Raw genomic sequence first — 20,381 nt, forward strand, 5'->3', positions numbered from 1 at the left:
CTCCTAACCTCCGGGCGCTTCACCGACGGCCTCGGGCTTCGAGACCTTCACCGGAGATGGAATGTCGGACGACATCGCAATCGGCATCGACCTCGGCACGTCGTACTCGTGCGTGTCGGTGGTCCAGGACGGGCAGCCCATCGTCATCCCCAACGAGTGGGGTGAGACGACGCATGCCTCCTGCGTGTCCTTCCTCGAGGACGGCTCGGTGCTGGTGGGCAACGCCGCCAAGAAGAACATCATCACCAGCCCCGAGACGACGGTGTACTCGGCGAAGCGGCTCATCGGCCGGTACTACTTCTCCGATGAGGTGAAGAAGGCCCAGGCGGTGATGCCGTACCGTATCGTCGAGGGCGAGAACAACTCGGTGCGCATCGGGGTGCGCGAGCGCGCGTACTCGCTGCCGGAGATCTCCGCGCTGGTGCTCAAGGAGATGAAGGCCGTCGCGGAGACGTACCTGGGCCGCGAGGTGACGAAGGCCGTCGTCACGGTCCCCGCGTACTTCAACGACAACCAGCGCCAGGCGACCAAGGACGCGGGTCGCATCGCGGGGCTGGAGGTGCTGCGCATCCTCAACGAGCCCACCGCGGCGGCGCTCGCGTACGGCTTCGGCCGGGACGTCAACCAGCGCGTCGTCGTCTACGACCTGGGCGGCGGCACGTTCGACGTGTCCATCCTGGAGATCGGCAAGGACGTCTTCGAGGTGCTGGCGACGGCGGGTGACACGTACCTGGGCGGCGACGACTTCGACGACCGCATCATGACGTACCTGGCGGACGACTTCCTGAACAAGACGCGGCTGGACCTGAGGCAGAACAAGTTCTGCCTGCAGATGCTCAAGGAGGCCGCGGAGAAGGCGAAGATCGACGTGGGGCAGACGGGCTCGGCGGACATCCTCTGCCAGGGCATCTGCCAGGACGCGCAGGGCAACGTGATGGACCTGCGCAACACGCTCAACCAGGACCAGTTCAACAAGATGGTGATGGACCTGGTGCAGCGCACGTTCAAGGTCTGCGACGAGGCGCTGCAGAGCGCGCGGCTGACCGCGGCGGACATCGACGCGGTCATCCTGGTGGGCGGGCCCACGCGGCTGCCCATCATCCGCAACTCGGTGAAGCACTACTTCCAGAAGGCGCCGCTGGAGGGAATCAACCCGGACCAGGTCGTGGCGATGGGGGCCGCGCTCCAGTCGCACGCGCTGCTCGACAGCAAGACGGAGACGTTCCTGGTGGACGTCACGCCGCTGACGCTGCGCATCGGCACGGTGGGTGGGTACACGGAGAAGATCATCGACAAGAACACGCCGGTCCCCATCGACCGCTCGAAGGCGTTCACCACCAGCCGTGACGGGCAGGAGAAGGTGAAGATCCGCGTGTACCAGGGCGAGTCCAACCGGGCCGACGAGTGCGAGATGCTCGGCGAGTTCGAGTTCGCGGGCTTCCGCATCGGGTATCGCGGTGAGGTGAAGATCGAGGTCACCTTCGAGATCAACACCGACGGCCTGGTGAACGTGTCCGCGTGCGACACGGAGACGGGTCAGAAGACGTCGACGACGATCACGCTGTCCTCGGGCATGTCCGAGGCGGACATCCAGAAGTCCATCCAGGCGAACCGGAGCACGCGGCTGGCTGGGCACAACAACTCCGACCTGCCCGCCGTGGCCCAGTAGACGAGCGCGATGTCCGAGCCTACCGATCCCAGCTCCGGCAAGCCGCCGGGAAGCCCGCCCGGGACACCGGCGGCTCCCTCGCGACCGGCCATTCCACGGATGACGGCGGCCTCGCCGGTACCGCCCACGCCCGCCCCCGTGGCGAAGCCTCCGGCGGCGCCTGGCGCGCCGGTGCCCCCGGGTGCGAAGCCTCCGGGCGTCGCGGCGCCGGCCGTGCCCCAGGCCCAGCGGCCCACCGTGTCCATCCCCGCCGTCACCGCGCCGGTGCCCCAGCGGATGAGCGCCACGGGGATTCCCGCGGTGGGCGCGCCCGCGTCCACGACGTCCGCGGGTGCCCGGCCCACCGTGGCCGCGATCCCCGCCATCGGTGCGCAGCCCGCGCGCCCGGCCACGCCCCCTGCCCCCGGCGTCCCTCCACCGGCGCCCCGCGTCCCGGGTGTCGCGCCCATGACACCGGCGCCCGTGGCGCCACCTCGCGCGCCGGGAGCCGGCCCTGCCTCGGGTGCCGTGCCGACGGTGGCGCCCGCTGGCGTGCCCGGCCTCGGCACGTCTGCCGTGCCGACGGTGGCGCCCGCTGGCGTGCCCCGTGCTCCGACAGGCACTCCGCAGCCCCCCGCGCCCGTGGCTCCTCCTCGCGCGCCCGGCGTCGGGACGGGTGCCGTGCCGACGGTGGCGCCCGCGGGAGTGCCCCGTGCCGCGGTCGGCACACCGCCGACGCCCGCGCCCATCGTTCCTCCTCGCGCGCCTGGCATCACGGCCGGTGCCGTGCCGACGGTGGCGCCCGCGGGAGTGCCTCGTGCTCCGGTCGGCACTCCACCGACGCCCGCGCCCGTCGCGGCATTGATCCCTCCTCCTCCGCCCGTCCAGGCTGTTGCCTCGTCTCCCGGAGCCATCGTTCCGCCGCCTCCGCCCGTCGCAGCCGGAATGCCTCCGCCGCCGCCGGGCTCAGGCCCCGCGCCGAGGGCCACTCCGGTCGGACTGACGCCGCCGCCTCCTCCAGGCTCGGGTCCCGCTCCGAGGGGAACCCCTGTCGGGCTGACGCCTCCGCCGCCCCCCGATTCTGGCTCCGCGCCGCGAGGGACTCCCGTCGGACTGACGCCGCCGATGCCCCCCGGCTCGGGCCCCGCTCCGAGGGGAACTCCGGTCGGACCGACGCCGCCGACGCCAGCTCCCGTCGCGGGCGCACCTCGCGCGGCGCCCGCGAACCGTCCTCCCTCGGGAGCCGTTCCCGCCATCTCCCCGGTCGTTCCGCCCATCGCGCCGGCGGTGCCCTCCATCGCTCCGGCCACGGGCGCCCCGGCCGCGCCGCGCGGTCCGGCCCTGACGCCGCGCCCGCCTCCGACGCTCGCCGTCGGGCAGGTCGCCCCACCGCCGCCTCCACCCTCGGTCCCCGCGAATCGCCCCGGCGCCCGGCCCACCATGTCGCTGCCGGCCATCGCGCCGTCGGACCTCTCGCCGCGGCCTCCCGTCCCGGGCATCCCGCCGGTCACCGCGCCCCGCGTGCCCGCCGTCAGCCCTCTGGTCCCGTCCGTGGCGCCGATGACGCCGCCGCCCCCGCCACCGGGCGCGCTGTCACCGCCTCCTCCGCCGAGCGCCGCCAAGGGCCCGGGTCTCGACGCGCACCAGCTCGCGGACCTCGCGTCGCGCTGCGCGAAGCTGGAGCAGCTCGACTACTTCGAGGTGCTCCTGCTGGAGCGCACGGCCACGCCCGCGGACATCAAGAAGGCGTTCTACCGGGAGAGCCGCACCTACCACCCGGACCGCTTCTTCCACATCACGGACAAGCAGCTCAAGGAGCAGGTCCACGAGCTCTACAAGCGCGTCACCGAGGCCTACTACGTCCTGCGCGACGACACGAAGCGCAAGAAGTACGTCACCGACGTGACGGGCCCCGAGCGCGCCCAGAAGCTGCGCTTCACCGAGGCCTCCGAGGCGGAGACCAAGGCCGCCGCCAAGAAGGAGCAGGAAGAACAGATCGGCACCCACCCCAAGGGCCGCCAGTTCTACCAGCAGGCGCAGAAGGACATCGACGCGGGCAACTGGTCCGCCGCCGAGCGCAACCTCAAGATGGCCCTCACCTACGAGCCCTCCAACGCGCGCTACAAGGAGAACCTCGCGGAGGCCCAGAAGCGCCTCCAGGAAGAAGCCAAGGGCAAGGGCGACTCGTTCAAGATCCGCTGACGCCCCGCGCCCCGACTCGCCATGGTCATCGACCTCGTCATCCTGGGCCTGGTGCTGTTCTTCGGCATGATCGGCGCCTTCACCGGCGCCTCCCGCCAGGTCGCCAACTGGGTGGGGCTGGCGCTGGGCTACTTCGCGTCGCGCAAGCTGGGGCCCCTGCTCGCCCCCCGGTTCGCCGAGGCCGTGGACGGCCCGCTCGTCGTGGGCCTCGTGCTGGGCACCGCGCTCCTGTTCGTCTGCGTCTGGCTCACGGTGCGCTACGCCCTGGGCGCGCTGCTCGCGCGCTTCCTCGCCACCGGAAAGGACAACGAGGACCGGAGCATCGACCGCCTCCTGGGCTTCATCCTGGGCGCGGCCAAGACGGCCGCCTTCGCGTGGTTCGTCCTCAGCGCCATGTCCTTCTTCGAGCAGCACGTGGTCATCGCCGGCAAGCGCGTGGGCGTGTCCCCCAAGGACTCGCTCGCCGTGTCCGCCGCGCGCCGCTACAACCTCTTCGAGATGAGCCAGTTCGCCCCCATGGAGGACATGGTGGCGGTGGCCCGCGCCAGCACCGACCCGGAGCGCTCCCAGAAGCTCAAGAACGACCCGGCCTACAAGGCCCTGCGCAAGGACCCGCGCTTCCAGCGCCTGCTCCAGGATGACCAGGTGAAGCAGGCGCTCGCCCGGGGTGACACCGCCGCGCTGCTGCGCAACGACCTAGTCCTCCAGCTCATCCAGGACCCGGACATCGCCGCGAGGCTGGGCGCCGCCGCCCAGGCCTCGGAGCGTGACGCGGACGTCACACGTTGAGCTCCACGGCGTCCAGCGTCGCCAGCCTCGGGCGCACGTAGTCCGCGTCCACCTTCACCTGCCGACGCCGCCGCTCGGGGGCCTCGAACATGATGTCCGCCATCACGTGCTCCAGGATGGAGCGCAACCCGCGCGCCCCCAGCCCGCGCGCCACCGAGTAGTGCACCACCTCGCGCAGCGCCCCGTCGTCGAAGTCCAGCTCCAGCTCGTCCATGGCGAGCAGCTCGCGGAACTCGCGGATGATGGAGTCCGGCGGCTCGGTGAGCACGCGGATGAGGTCCGCCTCGCCCAACAAATCCAGCTGCACCACCACCGGCAGGCGCCCGAGGAACTCCGCCAGCATGCCGAACTCCACCAGCTGCTTGGTGCCGATGCGCTTCTTCGCGCGCCGGAAGCTCTCGTCCGCGCCGAAGCCCAGGGGCCGTCCCCCGCCGGGCTCGTCCCCGTAGTCATGCAAGTCACTGAACGTGCCCGCGCAGATGAAGAGGATGTCCCGGGTGTCCACCTGGACGAAGTCACTCTTGTTCCACGCCTGCGTGACGTTCAGGGGGACATAGACCTCGCGCCCCTCCAGGAGCTTGAGCAGGCCCTGCTGGACGCCCTCGCCGCCGATGTCGCGGCTGCCCGCGCCGTTGCGAGCCCCCTGCGAGCGCCGGGCGATCTTGTCCACCTCGTCCACGAAGATGATGCCCCGCTGCGTGTCCTCGACGGAGTGGTTCGCCTTGAGCAGCAGGTCGGAGATCATCACCTCCACGTCCTTCCCGTAGTAGCCGGCCTCCGTGTACTCGGTGGCGTCCACCGTGGTGAACGGAACGTGGAGGATTTCCGCCAGGTTGCGGGCGATGTGGGTCTTCCCGCTCCCCGTGGGGCCGATGAGCAGGATGTTGGATTTCTTGATGAGGGACTGACGGCGCAGGCGTCGGGCCTGCACCCGCTTGAGGTGGTTGTGGGCGGCGATGGCCACCGCGCGCTTGGCGGCGTCCTGGCCGATGACGTACCGGTCCAGTCGCTCGTAGATCTCCCGAGGGGTCAGCGGCGCTTCTTCCCTACGTGCGGACGACTCCATGTACCCTTCCCTTCTATCCACGCGTCCTCCCGACACTCCGGACAAAGGGTAGGAATCGGATGGAAGGTCCGCCCGCCAGGACAGGGGCCCCAGCGGGACGTCTGCCTGGCCGCTCGCTCCACTTTCAGGCGGCTGTTGAATGCCGGGGGGCTTTCCTATAGTTCCCGCGCCCCTCCACTGTTGACTGGAGTCCACCCTCTCTCTTCCCAGGGAGCCTCGAACCGCCGATGCCCGCAAACGCCCCTCCGCACCGCTGGACCCTCGCTGACGCGCACGAGCTCTATGGAATCCGGAACTGGGGCTCGCCCTACTTCGGCATCAACGACAAGGGTCACGTCTGCGTCCACCCGGACGGGCCCCAGGCCCCCAGCATGGACCTGAAGGACCTGGTGGACGAAGTGCGCCGCCGCGGCATCGGTCTGCCGCTGCTGCTGCGCTTCACGGACGTGCTGCGCCACCGCGTCGTCCACCTCAACGAGGCCTTCCGCAAGGCCATGGCCGACCAGGGCTTCAAGGGCGGCTACCGGGGCGTCTACCCCATCAAGGTGAACCAGCACCGCTACGTGGTGGAGACCATCATCGAGGCGGGCAAGGGCTACAACTACGGCCTGGAGGCCGGCAGCAAGCCCGAGCTGATGGCGGTGATGGCGCTGTTGGAGAACGAGGACGCGCTCGTCATCTGCAACGGCTACAAGGACGAGGAGTACATCGAGACGGCGCTGTTCTATTCGCGCCTGGGCCGCAACGTCATCCTCGTGGTGGAGAAGCCCAGCGAGCTGCCCCTCATCGCCGAGGTGGCGCGTCGCACGGGCATCACCCCGCGGCTGGGCATGCGCGTGAAGCTGTCCACGCGCGGCGCCGGCAAGTGGGAGGCCAGCGGCGGAGACCGCTCCAAGTTCGGCCTGTCCTCCTCCGAGCTGATGAGCTGCATCGCCTTCATGAAGGACACGGGCCTGTTGCCCGCGTTCGAGCTGTTGCACTTCCACCTGGGGAGCCAGATCTCCAACATCCGCAACGTGAAGAACGCGCTGCGCGAGGTGGGCTGCTTCTACGTGGAGGTGGCGCGGCAGGGCGCGCCGCTGAAGTACCTGGACGTGGGCGGCGGCCTGGGCGTGGACTACGACGGCTCCCAGACGAACTTCGCCTCCTCCATGAACTACACGACGGAGGAGTACGCCAACGACGTGGTGTTCGGCGTGATGGAGGCGTGTGACCGGGCCGGCGTGCCGCACCCGACGCTCGTCTCCGAGTCGGGCCGCGCCGTCGTCGCGCACCACGCGGTGCTGGTGGTGGACGTGCTGGGCACCAGCGAGTTCGACCCGGCGCAGCTGCCGGACAAGGTGGACGACAAGGCGCCCTCCGTCGTGCGCAACCTCCTGTCCACCTTCCGCGAGGTGACGAACAAGAACCTGCTGGAGGCGTGGCACGACGCGCAGGACGCCAAGGAGGAGAGCCTCACCCTCTTCTCGCTGGGGCACCTGTCGCTCGAGCAGCGCGTGGCGGCCGAGAACATCTACTGGGCCACCTGCCACAAGATCATGCGCATCGCGAAGGAGGCGGGCGAGATCCCGGAGGAGCTCGAGTCGCTGGAGAAGGCGCTGAGCGACACGTACTTCTGCAACTTCTCCGTGTTCCAGTCGCTGCCGGACTCGTGGGCCATCGACCAGCTGTTCCCGATGATGCCCATCCACCGTCTGGCGGAGAAGCCGACGCGCCGCGCGACGCTGGCGGACATCACCTGCGACTCCGATGGGAAGATCGAGCACTTCATCGACAAGCGCGAGGTGAAGGACGCGCTGGAGCTGCACGCGCTCAACGACGACGACTACTACCTGGGCATCTTCCTGGTGGGCGCGTACCAGGAGATCCTCGGCGACTTGCACAACCTCTTCGGTGACACGCACACCGTGCAGGTGTCGCTGGCGCCCAACGGGGGCTACCTCATCGACCACGTCGTCGCGGGCGACACGGTGACGGAGGTGCTCAACTACGTCAGCTACAACAAGGACGACCTGGTCGCCCGGCTGCGCAAGTTCACGGAGATGGCCCTGCGCCAGGGCCGCATCTCCCTGGACGAGTCGCGCACCCTGCTGCGCATGTACGAGGACGGCCTGTCCGGTTACACGTACCTGGAGCGCGGCGTGGACGCGAGCTTCGCGGGCAGCGCCAGCCAGCTGCGCCTGGTGCCGCAGCCGGACGCCACCCGGCCTCCGGTGTCGCCCTCGGGCACCTGACGCCCCTGCCGTGACAGGTGACTGAAGCCCCCACGCCCTCCGCCGCGAAAGCGCCGGGGGGCGTGGTGTCCGCGGCCCTCAGTAGCTGGCGATGGGCGTCTCGCCCGAGCCGAACGCCATGGGCTCGTCGGCGAAGGCCACGTCCGAGGCGCGGGCCCTCAGGCGCTGGAGCGCGGCCTTCTGCAGCTCGCCTCGGGCGATGAGCGACTCGAAGTCGAACGGCGCGAGCCGCGTGTCCTTCCGCTGGAGTCGCGCCAGCGTGGTCCACAGGGACAGCCGCCCCTCGGTGGCGGTGCACAGCCCCTCCAGCTCCACCAGCCGACTCAACGGCGAGTAGCGCACCCAGGAGCCGTTGAGCTTCAGCCGGGCGGCCTTCTCCACCACCCACGCGACGCGGGACTTGAGTGGATCTCTTCGCAGCTCCAGCGCGCCCATCACCGCCTCGAGCATGCGCTGGTCCTCGCGCAGCTCCGGGACGAGGGTGGCCAGGAAGTGGCCCACGAGGTTGCTGTGGTTCTCCGACTCGGTGCGCCGGGCCAGCTCGATGCCGGCCACGGAGCCCGCGTGGTGGTCGTTGAGGTAGATGCCCAGGCGCTTCGCGTCCATGCCCCTCTCCGGGTTGGGAGTGCCGTCGTGAAGACTCTTCACGACGAAGCCCCCTGGCAGCGAAGGCCAGGAGGCTCCCGTGTACACCGAGCGGGCGGGCGCTCTTCAGTCCGGGTAGCTGAACGTCATCGGCAGCTTCAGCTCGGGGTGGAGGCTGCGCGCCACCGGACACTCGCGGCCCACCTGCTCCAGCCGGGCGCGGTGCTCGGCGGACAGGCCCGCGGGCATCTGCAGGTCCACGACGAGCTCACCGATGCGACGCGGCGGCGGCGTCATGCGCTTCTCCACGCGGCCGCGAATCTCGCCCAGGGAGATGCCCTCTCGCGAGGCGAACAGGTGCATCGTCGTCACCGCGCAGGCCAGCAGCGCGGCGCCCACCAGGTCCGTGGGGGAGAAGCTGCCGCCGGTGCCGCCGTTGTCCCGGGGGGCCTCCGTCTGCAGCTCCGTGGTGGACGGGCCGTGGGTGAGCTTCGTCTTGAACTGGGGGTGGCTGACCAGGGTCATCACCACGCCGGTGGCGGGGGGCTGTTGCTGGCTCATGTCGGTCTCTCCTCGGGCCGGGTGACTTCGGGGGCGCTCCACTCACGGGGCGCTCCAGCAGCTTCATCATCCACGGCGCGAGGGGGCGCGCCTACTTGTTCCGCTTGCCGCGGCGCGCGGACTTCCGCGCGGGGGCGGGCGCGCTCAGCAGCCGCTCCCGCACGGCCTCCGGGGACAGGTCCCCGGTGTCCGCCACCACACAGGAGACGTACGCCAGCTCCGCGAGGGCCCGGCGGGCGCGCTCGCGCTCGGCGGAGTCCTTGGAGCCCAGCGCGTCCGAGGCCGCGGCCACGTAGCTGCTGGCGAGCGACTCGAAGAGGTACACCCGGTTCTCGATGCTCGACTCGGATTTCTTGGCCATGGGCCGGGCAGTCTAGGCCCGCGCGGCCAGGGACAGCGAGTCGGCGGGCGGCGAGCCCTTCAGCTCTGTCATCGCCAGACGGTCCAGCGTGGTGGAGCGGTACACCTCCAACATCCGCTGCTGGCCCAGCTTCCACACGCCGTACATGGTGCAGCTCCCGGTGGCCCGGCAGCCGTCATGCTGTGTGTCCTGGCAGACGTTGACGTTGACGGGGCCTTCCACCGCCTCGATGACGTCCAGGAAGGTCACCTCCCGTGCGGGGCGCGCCAGGGCGTAGCCACCGTGGGCGCCGCGGGTGGAGCGCACGAGCTTGCGCGAGAGGAGGACCTTGAGGATCTTGGCGAGGAAGTCCTCGGGCACGTCCATGCGCCGGGCAATCTCCCGGAAGGGGACCATGCGCTCCAGCGGCTGAGAGGCCAGGAAGGTCATGGCCCTCAGTCCGTATTCAATCTTCCGGGAGATCTGGAGTGGGTGCTGCGGCATCGCCCTTGACGTGGCTCGTGGTTTGAAGAAGAGCCTAGGTCGCGACAGTGCGGCTTTCAACCGCTCGCCTCTGGAGACCGATGTGATCGACCTGCACTCCCACACCACCGCCAGCGACGGGCAGTACACGCCCACGCAGTTGCTCGAGCGCGCCCGGGCCGCGGGCGTGACGGTGTTGTCGGTGACGGACCACGACACGGTCGCGGGGCTCGCCGAGGCGAAGGCCGCCGCGCTCGCGAACGGCGTGGAGCTGGTGCCCGGCATCGAGATCTCCGCCTTCGTGCTGGGCCGCGAGGTGCACATCCTCGGGCACTTCGTGAGGCCGGAGGACGAGGACCTCGCGCGCTTCGCGCAGCGGCTGCGTGGTGAGCGCGAGCAGCGGATGGAGGCGATGGTCGCGAGGATGCAGCAGCTGGGCTTCCCCGTCCGCATGGAGCACGTGCGCGCCATCGCCGGTGACGCGCAGCTGGGGCGGCCGCACCTGGCGCGCGTGTTGGTGGACCAGGGTTGGGCGGTGGACATGAAGGCCGCGTTCGACCGGTTCCTGGGGACGCGGGGCATGGCGTGGGTGGAGCGCTTCAAGCTGGACGGCGCGGACGCCATCAGCCTCATCCGCAAGGCGGGCGGGACGGCGACGCTGGCGCATCCGGGCTCGTCGAAGGTGGAGCGCATGGAGCTGCGCGAGCTGGTGAAGGCGGGCCTCGCGGGGCTGGAGGTGCTGCACGCGGACCACAACCCCGCGCTGAAGCAGAAGTACCTGGCGCTGGCGAAGGAGCACGACCTGGTGCCGACGTCGGGCAGCGACTTCCACGGCGAGGCGGTGTCGGCCGACCACAAGCTGGGCAGCGCCGCCATGCCGCCGGAGCTGTTCGCGAAGCTGCGCTCGCGCGCCACGGCCTGAGCCCTCGGGCTGAAGCGCCGCTCGCTCGCGCGCCTGGGCCAGCCCCGCGGACGACGTCGGCCTCCACCCTCCTCCTCACCTTTGCCACGGGCCGGACGGAGTCCACCGACGGCGGGCGATGGGGAGCAGGCACATGGCATCCAGCGGGAAATCCAAGAGCAACGGCAATGGCAACGGCAACGGGCACGGCAAGCAGCCGGCGCGCAAGCCCAACATCCTGGTCATCTGGGGCGATGACATCGGCCTGTGGAACATCAGCGCCTACAACCAGGGGATGATGGGCTACCGCACGCCCAACATCGACCGCATCGCCCGTGAGGGCGCGCTGATGACGGACTGCTACGGGCAGCAGAGCTGCACCGCGGGCCGGGCCGCCTTCATCACCGGCATGAACCCGCTGCGCACGGGCCTGACCACCATCGGCATGCCGGGCGCGGACTACGGCCTCCAGGACTCCGACCCGACCATCGCGGAGATGCTCAAGCCGCAAGGCTACGTGTGTGGCCAGTTCGGCAAGAACCACCTGGGGGACTCGAACCGCTACCTGCCCACGGTGCACGGCTTCGACGAGTTCCACGGCAACCTCTACCACCTCAACGCGGAGAACGAGCCCGAGTGCCCCGACTACCCGAAGGATCCGGCGTTCAAGGAGCGCTTCGGTCCGCGTGGCGTGCTGCACTGCTGGGCCACGGACCGCGATGACCCGACGGAGGACCCTCGCTGGGGCCGCGTGGGCCGCCAGAAGATCGAGGACACGGGCCCGCTCACCAAGAAGCGCATGGAGACAGTGGACGAGGAGTTCATGAAGTCGTCCCTGGCCTTCATGGAGCGCGCGGTGAAGGACGACAAGCCGTTCTTCATCTGGCACAACACCACGCGCACCCACGTGTGGACGTTCCTCCAGGAGAAGTACCGCAACAAGACGGGCAAGGGCCTGTACGCGGACGCGATGACGGAGCTGGACGACCACGTGGGCATGCTGCTCGCGAAGCTGGAGGAGCTGGGCATCGCGGACAACACCATCGTCGTGTTCTCCACCGACAACGGCGTGGAGAAGATGAGCTGGCCCGACGGCGGCAACGCGCCCTTCCGAGGCGAGAAGGGCTCCACGTGGGAGGGCGGCGTGCGCGTGCCCTGCGTGGTGCGCTGGCCGGGCGTCATCGAGCCGGGCACCGTCATCAACGACATCTTCGCCCACGAGGACTGGATGCCCACCTTCGTCGCGGCGGCGGGCGGCCCCGAGGACCTGGTGGAGAAGTGCAAGGCGGGTCACACGGTGGGCAAGAAGAAGTTCCGCGTCCACCTGGACGGGTATGACCAGCGCGGCCTGCTCGCGGGCAAGGAGCCGGGGCGGCGGCACGAGTTCATCTACGTGCTCGACAGCGGCAACCTCGCGGCGGTGCGCTACGACGACTGGAAGGTCATCTTCAGCTACCAGGACGGCCGGGGCCCGGACATGTGGTTCAGCGGCAAGCGCTTCAATCCGGCGTGGCCGTACCTCATCAACCTGCGCTCGGACCCGTTCGAGGAGGGGCTCTTCTCCGGCCTGTACACGAGCTGGTACGGCGAGCGCATGTTCCTCTTCGTCCCGGCACAGGTGCTGGTGAAGTGGTTCGCGGAGAGCCTCATCGACTACATCCCGAGCCAGGCCCCGGGCAGCCTCAGCGTCGGCAACTTGAAGGACCGGGTGAAGGAGAAGATCAAGGAGGCCCAGCGCGACGACCGCACCGAGGTCGGCGACCAGGTGATGTCGCTCGCCAACGAGGTCGAGCAGGCCCTGCACCGCTTCCAGCAGAGCCACGCCTGAGCGGACGCTCGCCATGAGGGCCCGTGAAGCCGCCGTGCTTCACGGGTCTTCCCGCGTCGCGAGCCCGCGTGCCGACAGGCCCGGAGTTCGACGGTGCGGGGTCTCGCTGGCAGGATGACGTGATGGCCAAACGACCCGAGCGAGACATCGAGAAGACGTACCCGCGCGCGCAGTTCGTCGCGAAGCTGCGCCGGCTGGCGGACGCGCTGGAGAAGGGCAAGGCGTTCAGCATCCAGGTGGCCGGCGAGCGGCTGCACGTGCCCGCCGACGCGCACTTCAGCGTCGAGCACGAGCGCGAGGGCGCCGTGGACGAGCTGGAGCTCCAGGTCCGCTGGAAGCGCGAGTAGCCCTCAGCCGCGCGTCGTCTTGAAGCGGGTGGTGACGGTGGTGAGCCCCTCCGCCACCGCCTGCAGGTCCTGGGCGATGCGGGTGGTGCGCCCGGTCGCGTCCACGCCCTGCTTCACCAGCTCCGCCACGTTGCGCGCGCCCTGCACGGCCTGCTCGCTGGACTGACGCTGCTGCCGCGTCGCGATGGTGATCTGGCGCGCGGCCTCGCTGGTGCCACGCGCCAGCTCGACGATGCGCTGGAACACCGAGGACGCCTGCTCCGCCACCTCGACGCCGCGATCACTCGTCGCCATGCCCACGCGGGCCTTCGACGCGGCCTCCTCGCCGGAGTCCTGCACCTTCTCGACGATGCGGCCGATGTCGCGCGCGGACGCGGACACGTTCTCCGCCAGCTTGCGCATCTCCGCGGCCACCAGCGAGAAGCCCCGCCCCACCTCGCCCGCCTTGGTGCCCTCCAGCGCCGCGTTGAGCGCGAGCAGGTCCGAGCGCTCCGCCACCTGGTTGATGACGTGGGCGATCTTCGACACCTGCTGCAGGTCCTGGTTGAGGCCGACGATGGCGTCCGCCACGCCCTTGGACTCGGTGCGGATGTCGTTGATGCCCGCCACCACCTGCGCGACCACGGCCATCGCCTCGGCCACCGCCTCGTGCGTGCGCCGGGCGCTCGACTCCACCACCTCCGTGGAGGAGGAGATCTGCTCGGCCGTGCGGCTCAGCTCCTCGAACGTCGCGGCGATCTGCTGCGCGTAGGCCGCCTGCTGGCTGATGACGTGCTCCTGGTCCGCGGATGCGCCCAACAGTCCCCGCGACGCACCGGAGAGCTGCTCGGTGCGCGACACCAGCTCCAGCACCGTGATTCGCAGCGTGCCGAGCATCTTGTTGAAGGACTCCGCCATCAGCCGGACCTCGCCCGTCGCGGGCACGTCCAGCTCCATGCGCGACACATCGCCCCGTGCCACGTCCCGCACCACCTCCGTCACCTGCGACACGGGGTCGACGATGGTCCTGCCGATGAGCACGGCCAACAGGAGCCCCAGGCCCAGCGCGCCCACCAGCCCCACCACCACGGAGCCCTTGAGCTCCGTGACGGACGCCGCCGCCTCGTCCAGCCCCAGGCCCACGACATAGGTCCGCTCGCCGCTCGCGCACCGCAGCGACACCTCGCGCAGGCCGATGAGCGACGTGACGCAGCCCTCGAGCACCCGGAGCGTCGGCCCCCGCGCGTGCTCCGGCAGCCGCGCCAGCGACGCGTACACGGGGCGACCGTCCGGACCGAGCAGTCCCTGGTAGCTCACCGTGAAGCCCGCGTCGCCGTCCGCGTCACGCGCCTCCACCCGCGCGAGCACCGTCTCCAGCCGCGCCTGCGCCTCCCGCGAGCCGTCCCACTGGAGCACCGCCGGATGCTGCGCCACCAGGGAGCCCAGCACCCGGGCGCGCTTCTGGAGCAACTCCAGCGACACCTCGCGCTGTCGGGCGGAGAAGTTCCAGATGCACAGGCCCATCACCGTGAGGCAAGGCACCAGCACCGCGATGGCCACCTGCATCCGCAAGCCGAGCCGGCCCCACATGCCCTCTTCCTCTCCCCAAGTGCAGCGCTGATCGCCCGCCTGCGCGGGCCGCACGACGGTAGGCGTCCGTCCCCGGGAGCGTCAAACGCGCCTCCCGCCAGGGCCACCCGAGGGGACATCCGCCAGCCCCCTGCCCGCCCCGGCGGGGACAAGCCGCGCTTTTCGTCGTCATCTCAAGGGGTTGCGGCGCCCAGCAGGGGACTTTCCCTTTGACATGCGTGAGCGGGTGTCATTAGGTTCCGCGCGCGATGACTCCCTCTCCCCTCTCGCCCTATCTGCCCCTGGCGGTGGTGCTGCTGCTGGCCGGCATCATGGGCGTCGCGATTCCTTTCATCACCTCGCTGCTGGGCCCCAAGCGCCCGAGCGCCATCAAGTCGACCGCCTTCGAGGCCGGCTCCGAGTCGAGCGGCCCGGCACGTCAGCGGTTCGCGGTGAAGTTCTACGTCGTCGCGCTGTTGTTCATCGTGTTCGACGTCGAAGCGGTGTTCATGTACCCCTGGGCGGTGAACTTCCAGGCGCTCGGTTGGTTCGGGTACATGGAGATGCTCGTCTTCGCGGTGACCCTCGTGGTGGGGCTCATCTACGTGTGGAAGAAGGGCGCCCTGGATTGGGAGAGCTGAACCATCATGGCTGATGCAGACATCGCTCCAGTACTGACGACCCGCCGCGACGAGGCCATGGGCTTCTTCCAGCGGATGGTCTCCAAGGGCCTGGGTTGGGCCCGCAAGTACTCGCTGTTCACCTACCCGTACGCCACCGCCTGCTGCGGCATGGAGTACATGTCCGTGGCGGCCAGCCGTCACGACATCGCGCGCTTCGGCGCGGAGTTCCCGCGCTTCTCGCCCCGGCAGGCGGACCTCCTGATGGTGGTGGGCACCATCAACCTGAAGCAGGCGCCCATCCTCAAGCGCGTCTACGAGCAGATGACCGAGCCCAAGTGGGTCGTGTCGTTCGGCGTGTGCGCGTCCTCGGGCGGCTTCTACGACAACTACGCGGTGCTCCAGGGCATCGACCGCATCCTCCCGGTGGACGTCTACATCCCCGGCTGCCCGCCCCGCCCGGAGCAGGTGCTGGACGGTCTCATGCTGCTCCAGGACAAGATCGCCAACCAGGTCCACCGCATCGCCGACCGCGAGCAGCCCAACCCCACCGCGGCCCGGCACGACCTGCTCATCTCCATGGGCAAGTAGTCCACCCGAAGCCCACGAAGTACCCCTGGGGCCCCGCGTGCCACCCTCTCGAAGGGCGGCGTCGGGGCCCCTGGTGTTTGCGCTCACCAGCGGTGGTACGCGGGGTGGCCCTCCTTCACCGCGACGAAGGTGCCCCGGCACAGCGCCGTCACCTTGCCGCCCGCGGTGAGGGTGCCCTCGATCACCGCGCGGTCGCCCTTGATCTCGACGGGCTTCGCCTCCAGCCGCACCGGCCCCGACATGGGCGTGGGGCGCTTGAGGGTGATGGTGTAGTCGGCGGTGACGGTGCACGGCGGAGACGCCGCGCCCTGCGCCTTCATCAGGTGGTACGCCGCCGTCCAGTTGCAGTGACAGTCCAGCAGCGCGCCGATGATTCCGCCGTTGAGCACGCCGGGGAAGGCCTGGTGATGCTCGGAGGGCGTCCACTCGGCGACGACGAGCTCACCCTCCGCGCGGCTGCGGATGCGCAGGCCCTGGGTGTTGGCCGGGCCGCAGCCGAAGCAGCTGTTGTGAGGGGCGTACTGTTCCTGAAGGGACGGGGTGTCTGGGGTCGTCGACATGGCCCGCCACCTTACGCGAGTCCCCCGCCCCCGTCCGTCCCTGCACCGCGTCCAGCCACGCCTCCAACGCCAGCGCGTCCAGCCCCTCACAGTCCCCCGTGCAGACGCGCAGCACGGAGCCATCCGCCCGAGGACGGTCCACCCACCAGCGCTGCCCGTCGTACGCGCCCCGGTCCTTCTCCAGCACCACCGCCGTGTGCGCCGTGTCGCTCAGCTCCACCACGCCATCCGGACGGATGCGGTACGCGTCGAACGCGCGCGGCGCCCCGGGCCAGTGCCCCTCGTCGAAGACCTCCGGCGATACGTGCGTGAAGCCCGTCTCCGCGTACAGCGCGAGCGGCGCCGCCGTCTCGCCACGGAGCAACGGCCCGAGCGACACGCCATCCGCGCCGCTCAGCGCGGGCAGGCCCGACAGCTCCAGCAGCGTGGGCCCCACGTCGACCAGACGCACCAGCGAATCGAGCGTGGCCGGCGTCGCGCCTCGACCTCCCGCGGGCTTCACCGCGAGCAGGATGCGGTTCTCCAGCTCCGACAGCCGGGCCCCGTGCACGGGCGTGGCGCCGGCGAGGTCCGGCCGGTCCTCGTGGAAGCTCTCGCCATGGTCCGACACCAGGACGATGAGCGCGTCGTCGTAGCGGCCCGAGCGGCGCAGCGCCTCCAGCATCAGCCCCACCTGCGCGTCCGCCTGGGCGATCAGCTCGTCGTAGAGCGCCTCCGCGCCCTCGCGGCTCCAGCCGCCCTTGGCCCCGGGCGACACGGGCGCGAAGTGCATGCGCAGCCGCCGCTCCAGCGGCTCGGACGCGGACACGAAGCGCCGATAGAACGGGTGCACCGGGTCCCCGGGGAAGTGCGCCGCGGTGGCGTGGAAGGCGAACAGCGTGGGCCCCTGCCCCGCCTCCTCGAGCAGCCGCGACGTCAGTCGCTCCGCGTAGCCCATGGGGTCGTGGATGCCCGCCAGCGCGCGGTTGTCGATGAACTCCGGCACCCACGCGGCGCCCAGCGCGTGGTCCGCGAACACACCCAGCGCCCGGTAGCGCAGCTTCTCGAGGAGGAAGTTCACCGCCCCGCGCGGCGGCTGCAACCGGGTGGCGAAACCGGAGGACGGCCCCTCGGCGTGGAAGCGCGAGCAGTCGGTGGCAAACACCGTGCGCCAGCCCGCGCGCGCGAAGGTCTCCGCGAAGGTGGGCTGCAGTTGCATCCGGGATTCCGCCGTCAGCGCGTAGCGGACCCCCGTCTCGTGCGGCCAGCGCGCGGTGAGCAGCGAGCGCCACGCGGGCTCCGTCTGCGCCACCGGCGTGTACGCCTTCGTGAACAACGTGGACTCCGCCACGAAGCGGTCCACATGCGGCGCCACCGCTCGCGTCCCGCCGAGGCTCGCGAGCCGGTCCGGCCGGAACGCATCGATGCCGATGAGCACCACCAACGGATGCTTGTCGCTGGCCACCCAGCCGCCCGCGCGCGTCGCCACGAACAGCACCACGCCACCCGCCAGCACCGCGCCGCCCAGCCGCGCCCTCCGCCGCCACGTGTCCTGCCGGTAGAGCCACACGCCGACGTGCAGCAGCGCGAGCAGCCCCGCCGCGAGCCTCGGGTGCCAGGGCTCGCCATGGTCCACCAGCCACGCCAGCACCGGCCTCACCGCCGGCAGGTCATCGAACAACGCGGGCCGGGCGATGGCGCGGTCCCACGCCAGCAGCAGCGCGAGCCCGAGCCACCCCGCCAGCGTGGCCAGGACGCCACCCCGGCCCAAGACGCGCGCGAGCGCCCAGGCCACCGCCGCGAGGCCCATGCCCGCCACGACGTAGACGGCCGCCACGCGCGCCAGGAGCCCCGGGAGCACGGGTCGCACCGCCGCCGACAGCGCCGCATACGGACCGTCCACTGGGATGTCCACGCCCACGAGGCCGGAGCGCAGAAGCCACCAGGTCTCCCCGGCGAACAGCGCGAGTCCCAGCCCCAGGCCCAGGGCGAGGCGCCAGACGAGCGGGCGGAGGGGGTGCGAGGAAGAGGACTCGACCATGCAGGGCGTGTATACCGCAATGAGAGAGGCCCGCGAGCCATGGCCCTTTCCGGCCCGGTAGGCGCAGCGCTCGCGGATGGGGGGAGCCCTGCGGCCCAACGCGCCAGAAGGCATCGAGGACTCGGTGAACCGCGCCCTCGACGGCGAGCGCCACCGCAACGCGCGCCAGCTCGCGTGGATCCGCTTCGTCGCCATCACGGTGATGTTCGGCATCTCCGCCACCCTGGGCCTCTTCGTGGGCAAGACCGACTGGGCCGAGTACCTGGCCCCCCTGAGCGTGTACTGGCTGTGCACCGCGGGCGTGCTCGTCGCGGTGGCCCGCTCGCCCCGGGCCGTGCGCTGGGCGGGCCTGTCCGTGGCCTTCATCGACGTGCCCGCGGTGTACTGGCTCCAGAGCCACGCCATCCCCGTGTCCCCCTCCCCCGGGGGCGTCGCCGGCTTCACGCTCGGCATCTACGCGGTGCTGGTGCTGCTGGCCGCCCTGTCCCTGCGCAATACGGTGACGCTCGTCGTCACCGCCTTCGCCGCCGTCGCCGAGACGGCCCTCCAACATCAGGCCGGCATCGGCATGGGCGCGCAGTTGGCCGCCGTCGTCATGCTCGCCGTGGCCGCCGCCGGCGCCCGCCACCTGCTCAACCGCATCCGCGCCCTGTCCGCCGCAGTCTCCGAGGAGGAGCTCAAGCGCGCCCGCCTGGGCCGCTACTTCGCCCCCGCCGTCGCCGAGCGCCTCCAGCGCCTCGCCTCCCCCGAGCTGCGCGAGGTCACCGTCCTCTTCGCCGACATCCGCGACTTCACCGCCATGAGCGAGCACCTGCCCCCGGGCGAAGTGGTGAAGCTCCTCAACGCCTACTACGGCCGCATGGTGGAGGTGGTGTTCCGCCACGGCGGAACGCTGGACAAGTTCATCGGGGACGCACTCATGGTGTACTTCGGCGCGCCCCTGGCCGACGCGGAGCACGCCTCCCGGGCGGTGCGGTGCGCGCTGGACATGGTGAGCGAGCTGGAGGGGTTCAACGCGGAGCGGGCCCTCCAGGGCGTCCCGGCCCTGCGCATGGGGGTGGGCATCCACACGGGCCCCGTGGTGCTGGGGAACATCGGCTCCACGGCCCGGCGCCTGGACTACACCGCCATCGGCGACACGGTGAACCTGGCCAGCCGCATCGAGGGGCTCACCAAGAAGGCCGGGGTGCCCGTCCTCGTGTCCCAGGCGACCCGGGAGCAGGCGGGAGCCCGGTTCGGCTGGGAGCCGGTGGGACAGGCCCTGGTGGCCGGCAAGAGCCAGCCGGTGGCCACCTTCGTCCCCCTGGCGGCGGGCCCCTCGCTGGCCCGGGGACCGGGCTCGGCGGCCTGATTTCCGCCCCGGCGGACGATCCGTGAGCCTCCCCGGACGCCGCGTGCGCAACGCTGGCTTCTGGGCTTCCTAAGTGGCCTACATGGTTGAGGGTTTACGTTGACGCCCCCCTTCTGGGCTCCTTATAAAGCCGCGGATTCTTCTCCCTCAGTCATTGGGTCCCCCTTGAGCACTTTCGCGTTGGACAGGGTCTCCGCCCACTTCCCCGAGGCGGTGGTGGAGCGCTACGTGGACCGGGCCGGTGGCGCCTGGGCCGTGATCCATGCCGACTCACTGCCGAAGGTCGCCGCGTTCCTGAAGAACGACGAGGAGCTGCAGTTCAAGCTGTTCGGCTCCGTCGACGCCGTGGACCGGTTGCACCTGGCGGAGAACGACCCGCGCTTCGAGGTCGTCTACTTCCTCTACTCCCTCAAGCGTCACGAGCACGTGCGGCTCAAGGTGCGCGTGAGCGAGCACCAGGCCGTGCTGCCCTCGCTGGTCCCGCTCTACCGCGGCGCCAACTGGTGGGAGCGCCTGGTCTGGGACTTCTACGGCATCCGCTTCGACGGGCACCCGGACCTGCGCCGCATCCTCCTGTACGAGGAGTTCCAGGGCCACCCGCTGCGCAAGGACTACGCGCTGAGGGACCGCCAGCCGCTCATCCCGGAGCGCCCCATCAAGGACATCTTCCGCGGTCCCGGCACCAGCGGGCACTCCTGAGGACGACA

At 70.6% G+C, this 20,381-nt stretch carries 19 protein-coding genes; 11 read left to right on the top strand and 8 right to left on the bottom strand.

What is annotated here, in order from left to right:
- Nucleotides 1-61 precede the first annotated feature (61 nt).
- The 3 genes from dnaK to VZQ01_RS02500 all read left to right on the top strand — a co-directional run bounded on the left by dnaK (nucleotide 62) and on the right by VZQ01_RS02500 (nucleotide 4,639).
- The gene (dnaK, locus tag VZQ01_RS02490) at nucleotides 62-1,669 is read left to right on the top strand and encodes a molecular chaperone DnaK (RefSeq protein ID WP_046712988.1); all 1,608 of its coding nucleotides are present in this window, start codon (nucleotides 62-64) and stop codon (nucleotides 1,667-1,669) included.
- Between the two features lie 1,419 nt (nucleotides 1,670-3,088).
- On the top strand, nucleotides 3,089-3,850 hold the full coding sequence (locus tag VZQ01_RS02495) for a J domain-containing protein (RefSeq protein ID WP_426746836.1): 762 nt from the start codon (nucleotides 3,089-3,091) through the stop codon (nucleotides 3,848-3,850).
- Nucleotides 3,851-3,871: 21 nt separating this feature from the next.
- The gene (locus VZQ01_RS02500) at nucleotides 3,872-4,639 is read left to right on the top strand and encodes a CvpA family protein (protein WP_267696685.1); all 768 of its coding nucleotides are present in this window, start codon (nucleotides 3,872-3,874) and stop codon (nucleotides 4,637-4,639) included.
- Here VZQ01_RS02500 and clpX read toward each other — a convergent pair.
- Nucleotides 4,629-5,705, bottom strand: coding sequence for an ATP-dependent Clp protease ATP-binding subunit ClpX (gene clpX, locus VZQ01_RS02505; RefSeq protein ID WP_046712986.1), 1,077 nt, complete (start codon nucleotides 5,703-5,705; stop codon nucleotides 4,629-4,631). The genes VZQ01_RS02500 and clpX overlap by 11 nt on opposite strands.
- Before the next feature lie 227 nt (nucleotides 5,706-5,932).
- On the opposite strand from clpX, the gene speA reads away from it, so the two are divergent.
- On the top strand, nucleotides 5,933-7,939 hold the full coding sequence (gene speA, locus VZQ01_RS02510) for a biosynthetic arginine decarboxylase (RefSeq protein ID WP_046712985.1): 2,007 nt from the start codon (nucleotides 5,933-5,935) through the stop codon (nucleotides 7,937-7,939).
- A 78-nt stretch (nucleotides 7,940-8,017) separates the two neighbouring features.
- On the opposite strand, the gene VZQ01_RS02515 is transcribed toward speA, so the two are convergent.
- From VZQ01_RS02515 to VZQ01_RS02530, 4 genes are all read right to left on the bottom strand, one after another.
- Nucleotides 8,018-8,545 (bottom strand): hypothetical protein, encoded by a 528-nt coding sequence (locus VZQ01_RS02515; protein ID WP_223746832.1) that lies wholly within the window; start codon nucleotides 8,543-8,545, stop codon nucleotides 8,018-8,020.
- A 105-nt stretch (nucleotides 8,546-8,650) separates the two neighbouring features.
- The gene (locus VZQ01_RS02520; protein WP_223746831.1) at nucleotides 8,651-9,085 is read right to left on the bottom strand and encodes an OsmC family protein; all 435 of its coding nucleotides are present in this window, start codon (nucleotides 9,083-9,085) and stop codon (nucleotides 8,651-8,653) included.
- 91 nt (nucleotides 9,086-9,176) lie between these two features.
- Nucleotides 9,177-9,446, bottom strand: a complete 270-nt coding sequence (locus VZQ01_RS02525; protein WP_426746837.1) for a hypothetical protein — start codon at nucleotides 9,444-9,446, stop codon at nucleotides 9,177-9,179.
- A 12-nt stretch (nucleotides 9,447-9,458) separates the two neighbouring features.
- Entirely contained in the window at nucleotides 9,459-9,929 is a 471-nt protein-coding gene (locus VZQ01_RS02530) for an RrF2 family transcriptional regulator (RefSeq protein ID WP_223746829.1), read from the bottom strand.
- A gap of 82 nt (nucleotides 9,930-10,011) precedes the next feature.
- Here VZQ01_RS02530 and VZQ01_RS02535 point away from each other — a divergent pair, with 82 nt between their 5' ends.
- The 3 genes from VZQ01_RS02535 to VZQ01_RS02545 all read left to right on the top strand — a co-directional run bounded on the left by VZQ01_RS02535 (nucleotide 10,012) and on the right by VZQ01_RS02545 (nucleotide 12,984).
- Nucleotides 10,012-10,830, top strand: coding sequence for a PHP domain-containing protein (locus VZQ01_RS02535; protein ID WP_426746838.1), 819 nt, complete (start codon nucleotides 10,012-10,014; stop codon nucleotides 10,828-10,830).
- Between the two features lie 133 nt (nucleotides 10,831-10,963).
- Nucleotides 10,964-12,637: an arylsulfatase gene (locus tag VZQ01_RS02540; RefSeq protein WP_426746839.1), complete on the top strand. Its 1,674-nt coding sequence runs from the start codon at nucleotides 10,964-10,966 to the stop codon at nucleotides 12,635-12,637.
- A 122-nt stretch (nucleotides 12,638-12,759) separates the two neighbouring features.
- The gene (locus VZQ01_RS02545) at nucleotides 12,760-12,984 is read left to right on the top strand and encodes an amphi-Trp domain-containing protein (protein ID WP_426746840.1); all 225 of its coding nucleotides are present in this window, start codon (nucleotides 12,760-12,762) and stop codon (nucleotides 12,982-12,984) included.
- A 3-nt stretch (nucleotides 12,985-12,987) separates the two neighbouring features.
- On the opposite strand, the gene VZQ01_RS02550 is transcribed toward VZQ01_RS02545, so the two are convergent.
- Nucleotides 12,988-14,553, bottom strand: a complete 1,566-nt coding sequence (locus VZQ01_RS02550) for a methyl-accepting chemotaxis protein (protein WP_223782967.1) — start codon at nucleotides 14,551-14,553, stop codon at nucleotides 12,988-12,990.
- Between the two features lie 248 nt (nucleotides 14,554-14,801).
- Here VZQ01_RS02550 and VZQ01_RS02555 point away from each other — a divergent pair, with 248 nt between their 5' ends.
- Complete coding sequence (locus VZQ01_RS02555; RefSeq protein WP_046712976.1) at nucleotides 14,802-15,173, top strand: NADH-quinone oxidoreductase subunit A; 372 nt, start codon at nucleotides 14,802-14,804, stop codon at nucleotides 15,171-15,173.
- 6 nt (nucleotides 15,174-15,179) lie between these two features.
- Nucleotides 15,180-15,743 (top strand): NADH-quinone oxidoreductase subunit B, encoded by a 564-nt coding sequence (locus VZQ01_RS02560; protein WP_046712975.1) that lies wholly within the window; start codon nucleotides 15,180-15,182, stop codon nucleotides 15,741-15,743.
- Nucleotides 15,744-15,826: 83 nt separating this feature from the next.
- Here VZQ01_RS02560 and VZQ01_RS02565 read toward each other — a convergent pair whose 3' ends face one another.
- Nucleotides 15,827-16,303: a PaaI family thioesterase gene (locus VZQ01_RS02565; RefSeq protein WP_141326249.1), complete on the bottom strand. Its 477-nt coding sequence runs from the start codon at nucleotides 16,301-16,303 to the stop codon at nucleotides 15,827-15,829.
- Nucleotides 16,185-18,323, bottom strand: coding sequence for a sulfatase-like hydrolase/transferase (locus tag VZQ01_RS02570; protein WP_426746841.1), 2,139 nt, complete (start codon nucleotides 18,321-18,323; stop codon nucleotides 16,185-16,187). The genes VZQ01_RS02565 and VZQ01_RS02570 overlap by 119 nt, the downstream gene beginning before the upstream one ends.
- Before the next feature lie 124 nt (nucleotides 18,324-18,447).
- Between VZQ01_RS02570 and VZQ01_RS02575 the strand changes: the two genes are divergently transcribed.
- Complete coding sequence (locus VZQ01_RS02575; protein WP_426746842.1) at nucleotides 18,448-19,674, top strand: adenylate/guanylate cyclase domain-containing protein; 1,227 nt, start codon at nucleotides 18,448-18,450, stop codon at nucleotides 19,672-19,674.
- A 180-nt stretch (nucleotides 19,675-19,854) separates the two neighbouring features.
- A complete protein-coding gene (locus tag VZQ01_RS02580) occupies nucleotides 19,855-20,373 on the top strand; it encodes an NADH-quinone oxidoreductase subunit C (RefSeq protein WP_223746920.1) in 519 nt (172 codons plus the stop codon).
- Nucleotides 20,374-20,381 lie beyond the last annotated feature (8 nt).

Origin of the sequence: Myxococcus faecalis (assembly GCF_050039385.1) — a bacterium.
Lineage (GTDB): Bacteria > Myxococcota > Myxococcia > Myxococcales > Myxococcaceae > Myxococcus > Myxococcus fulvus.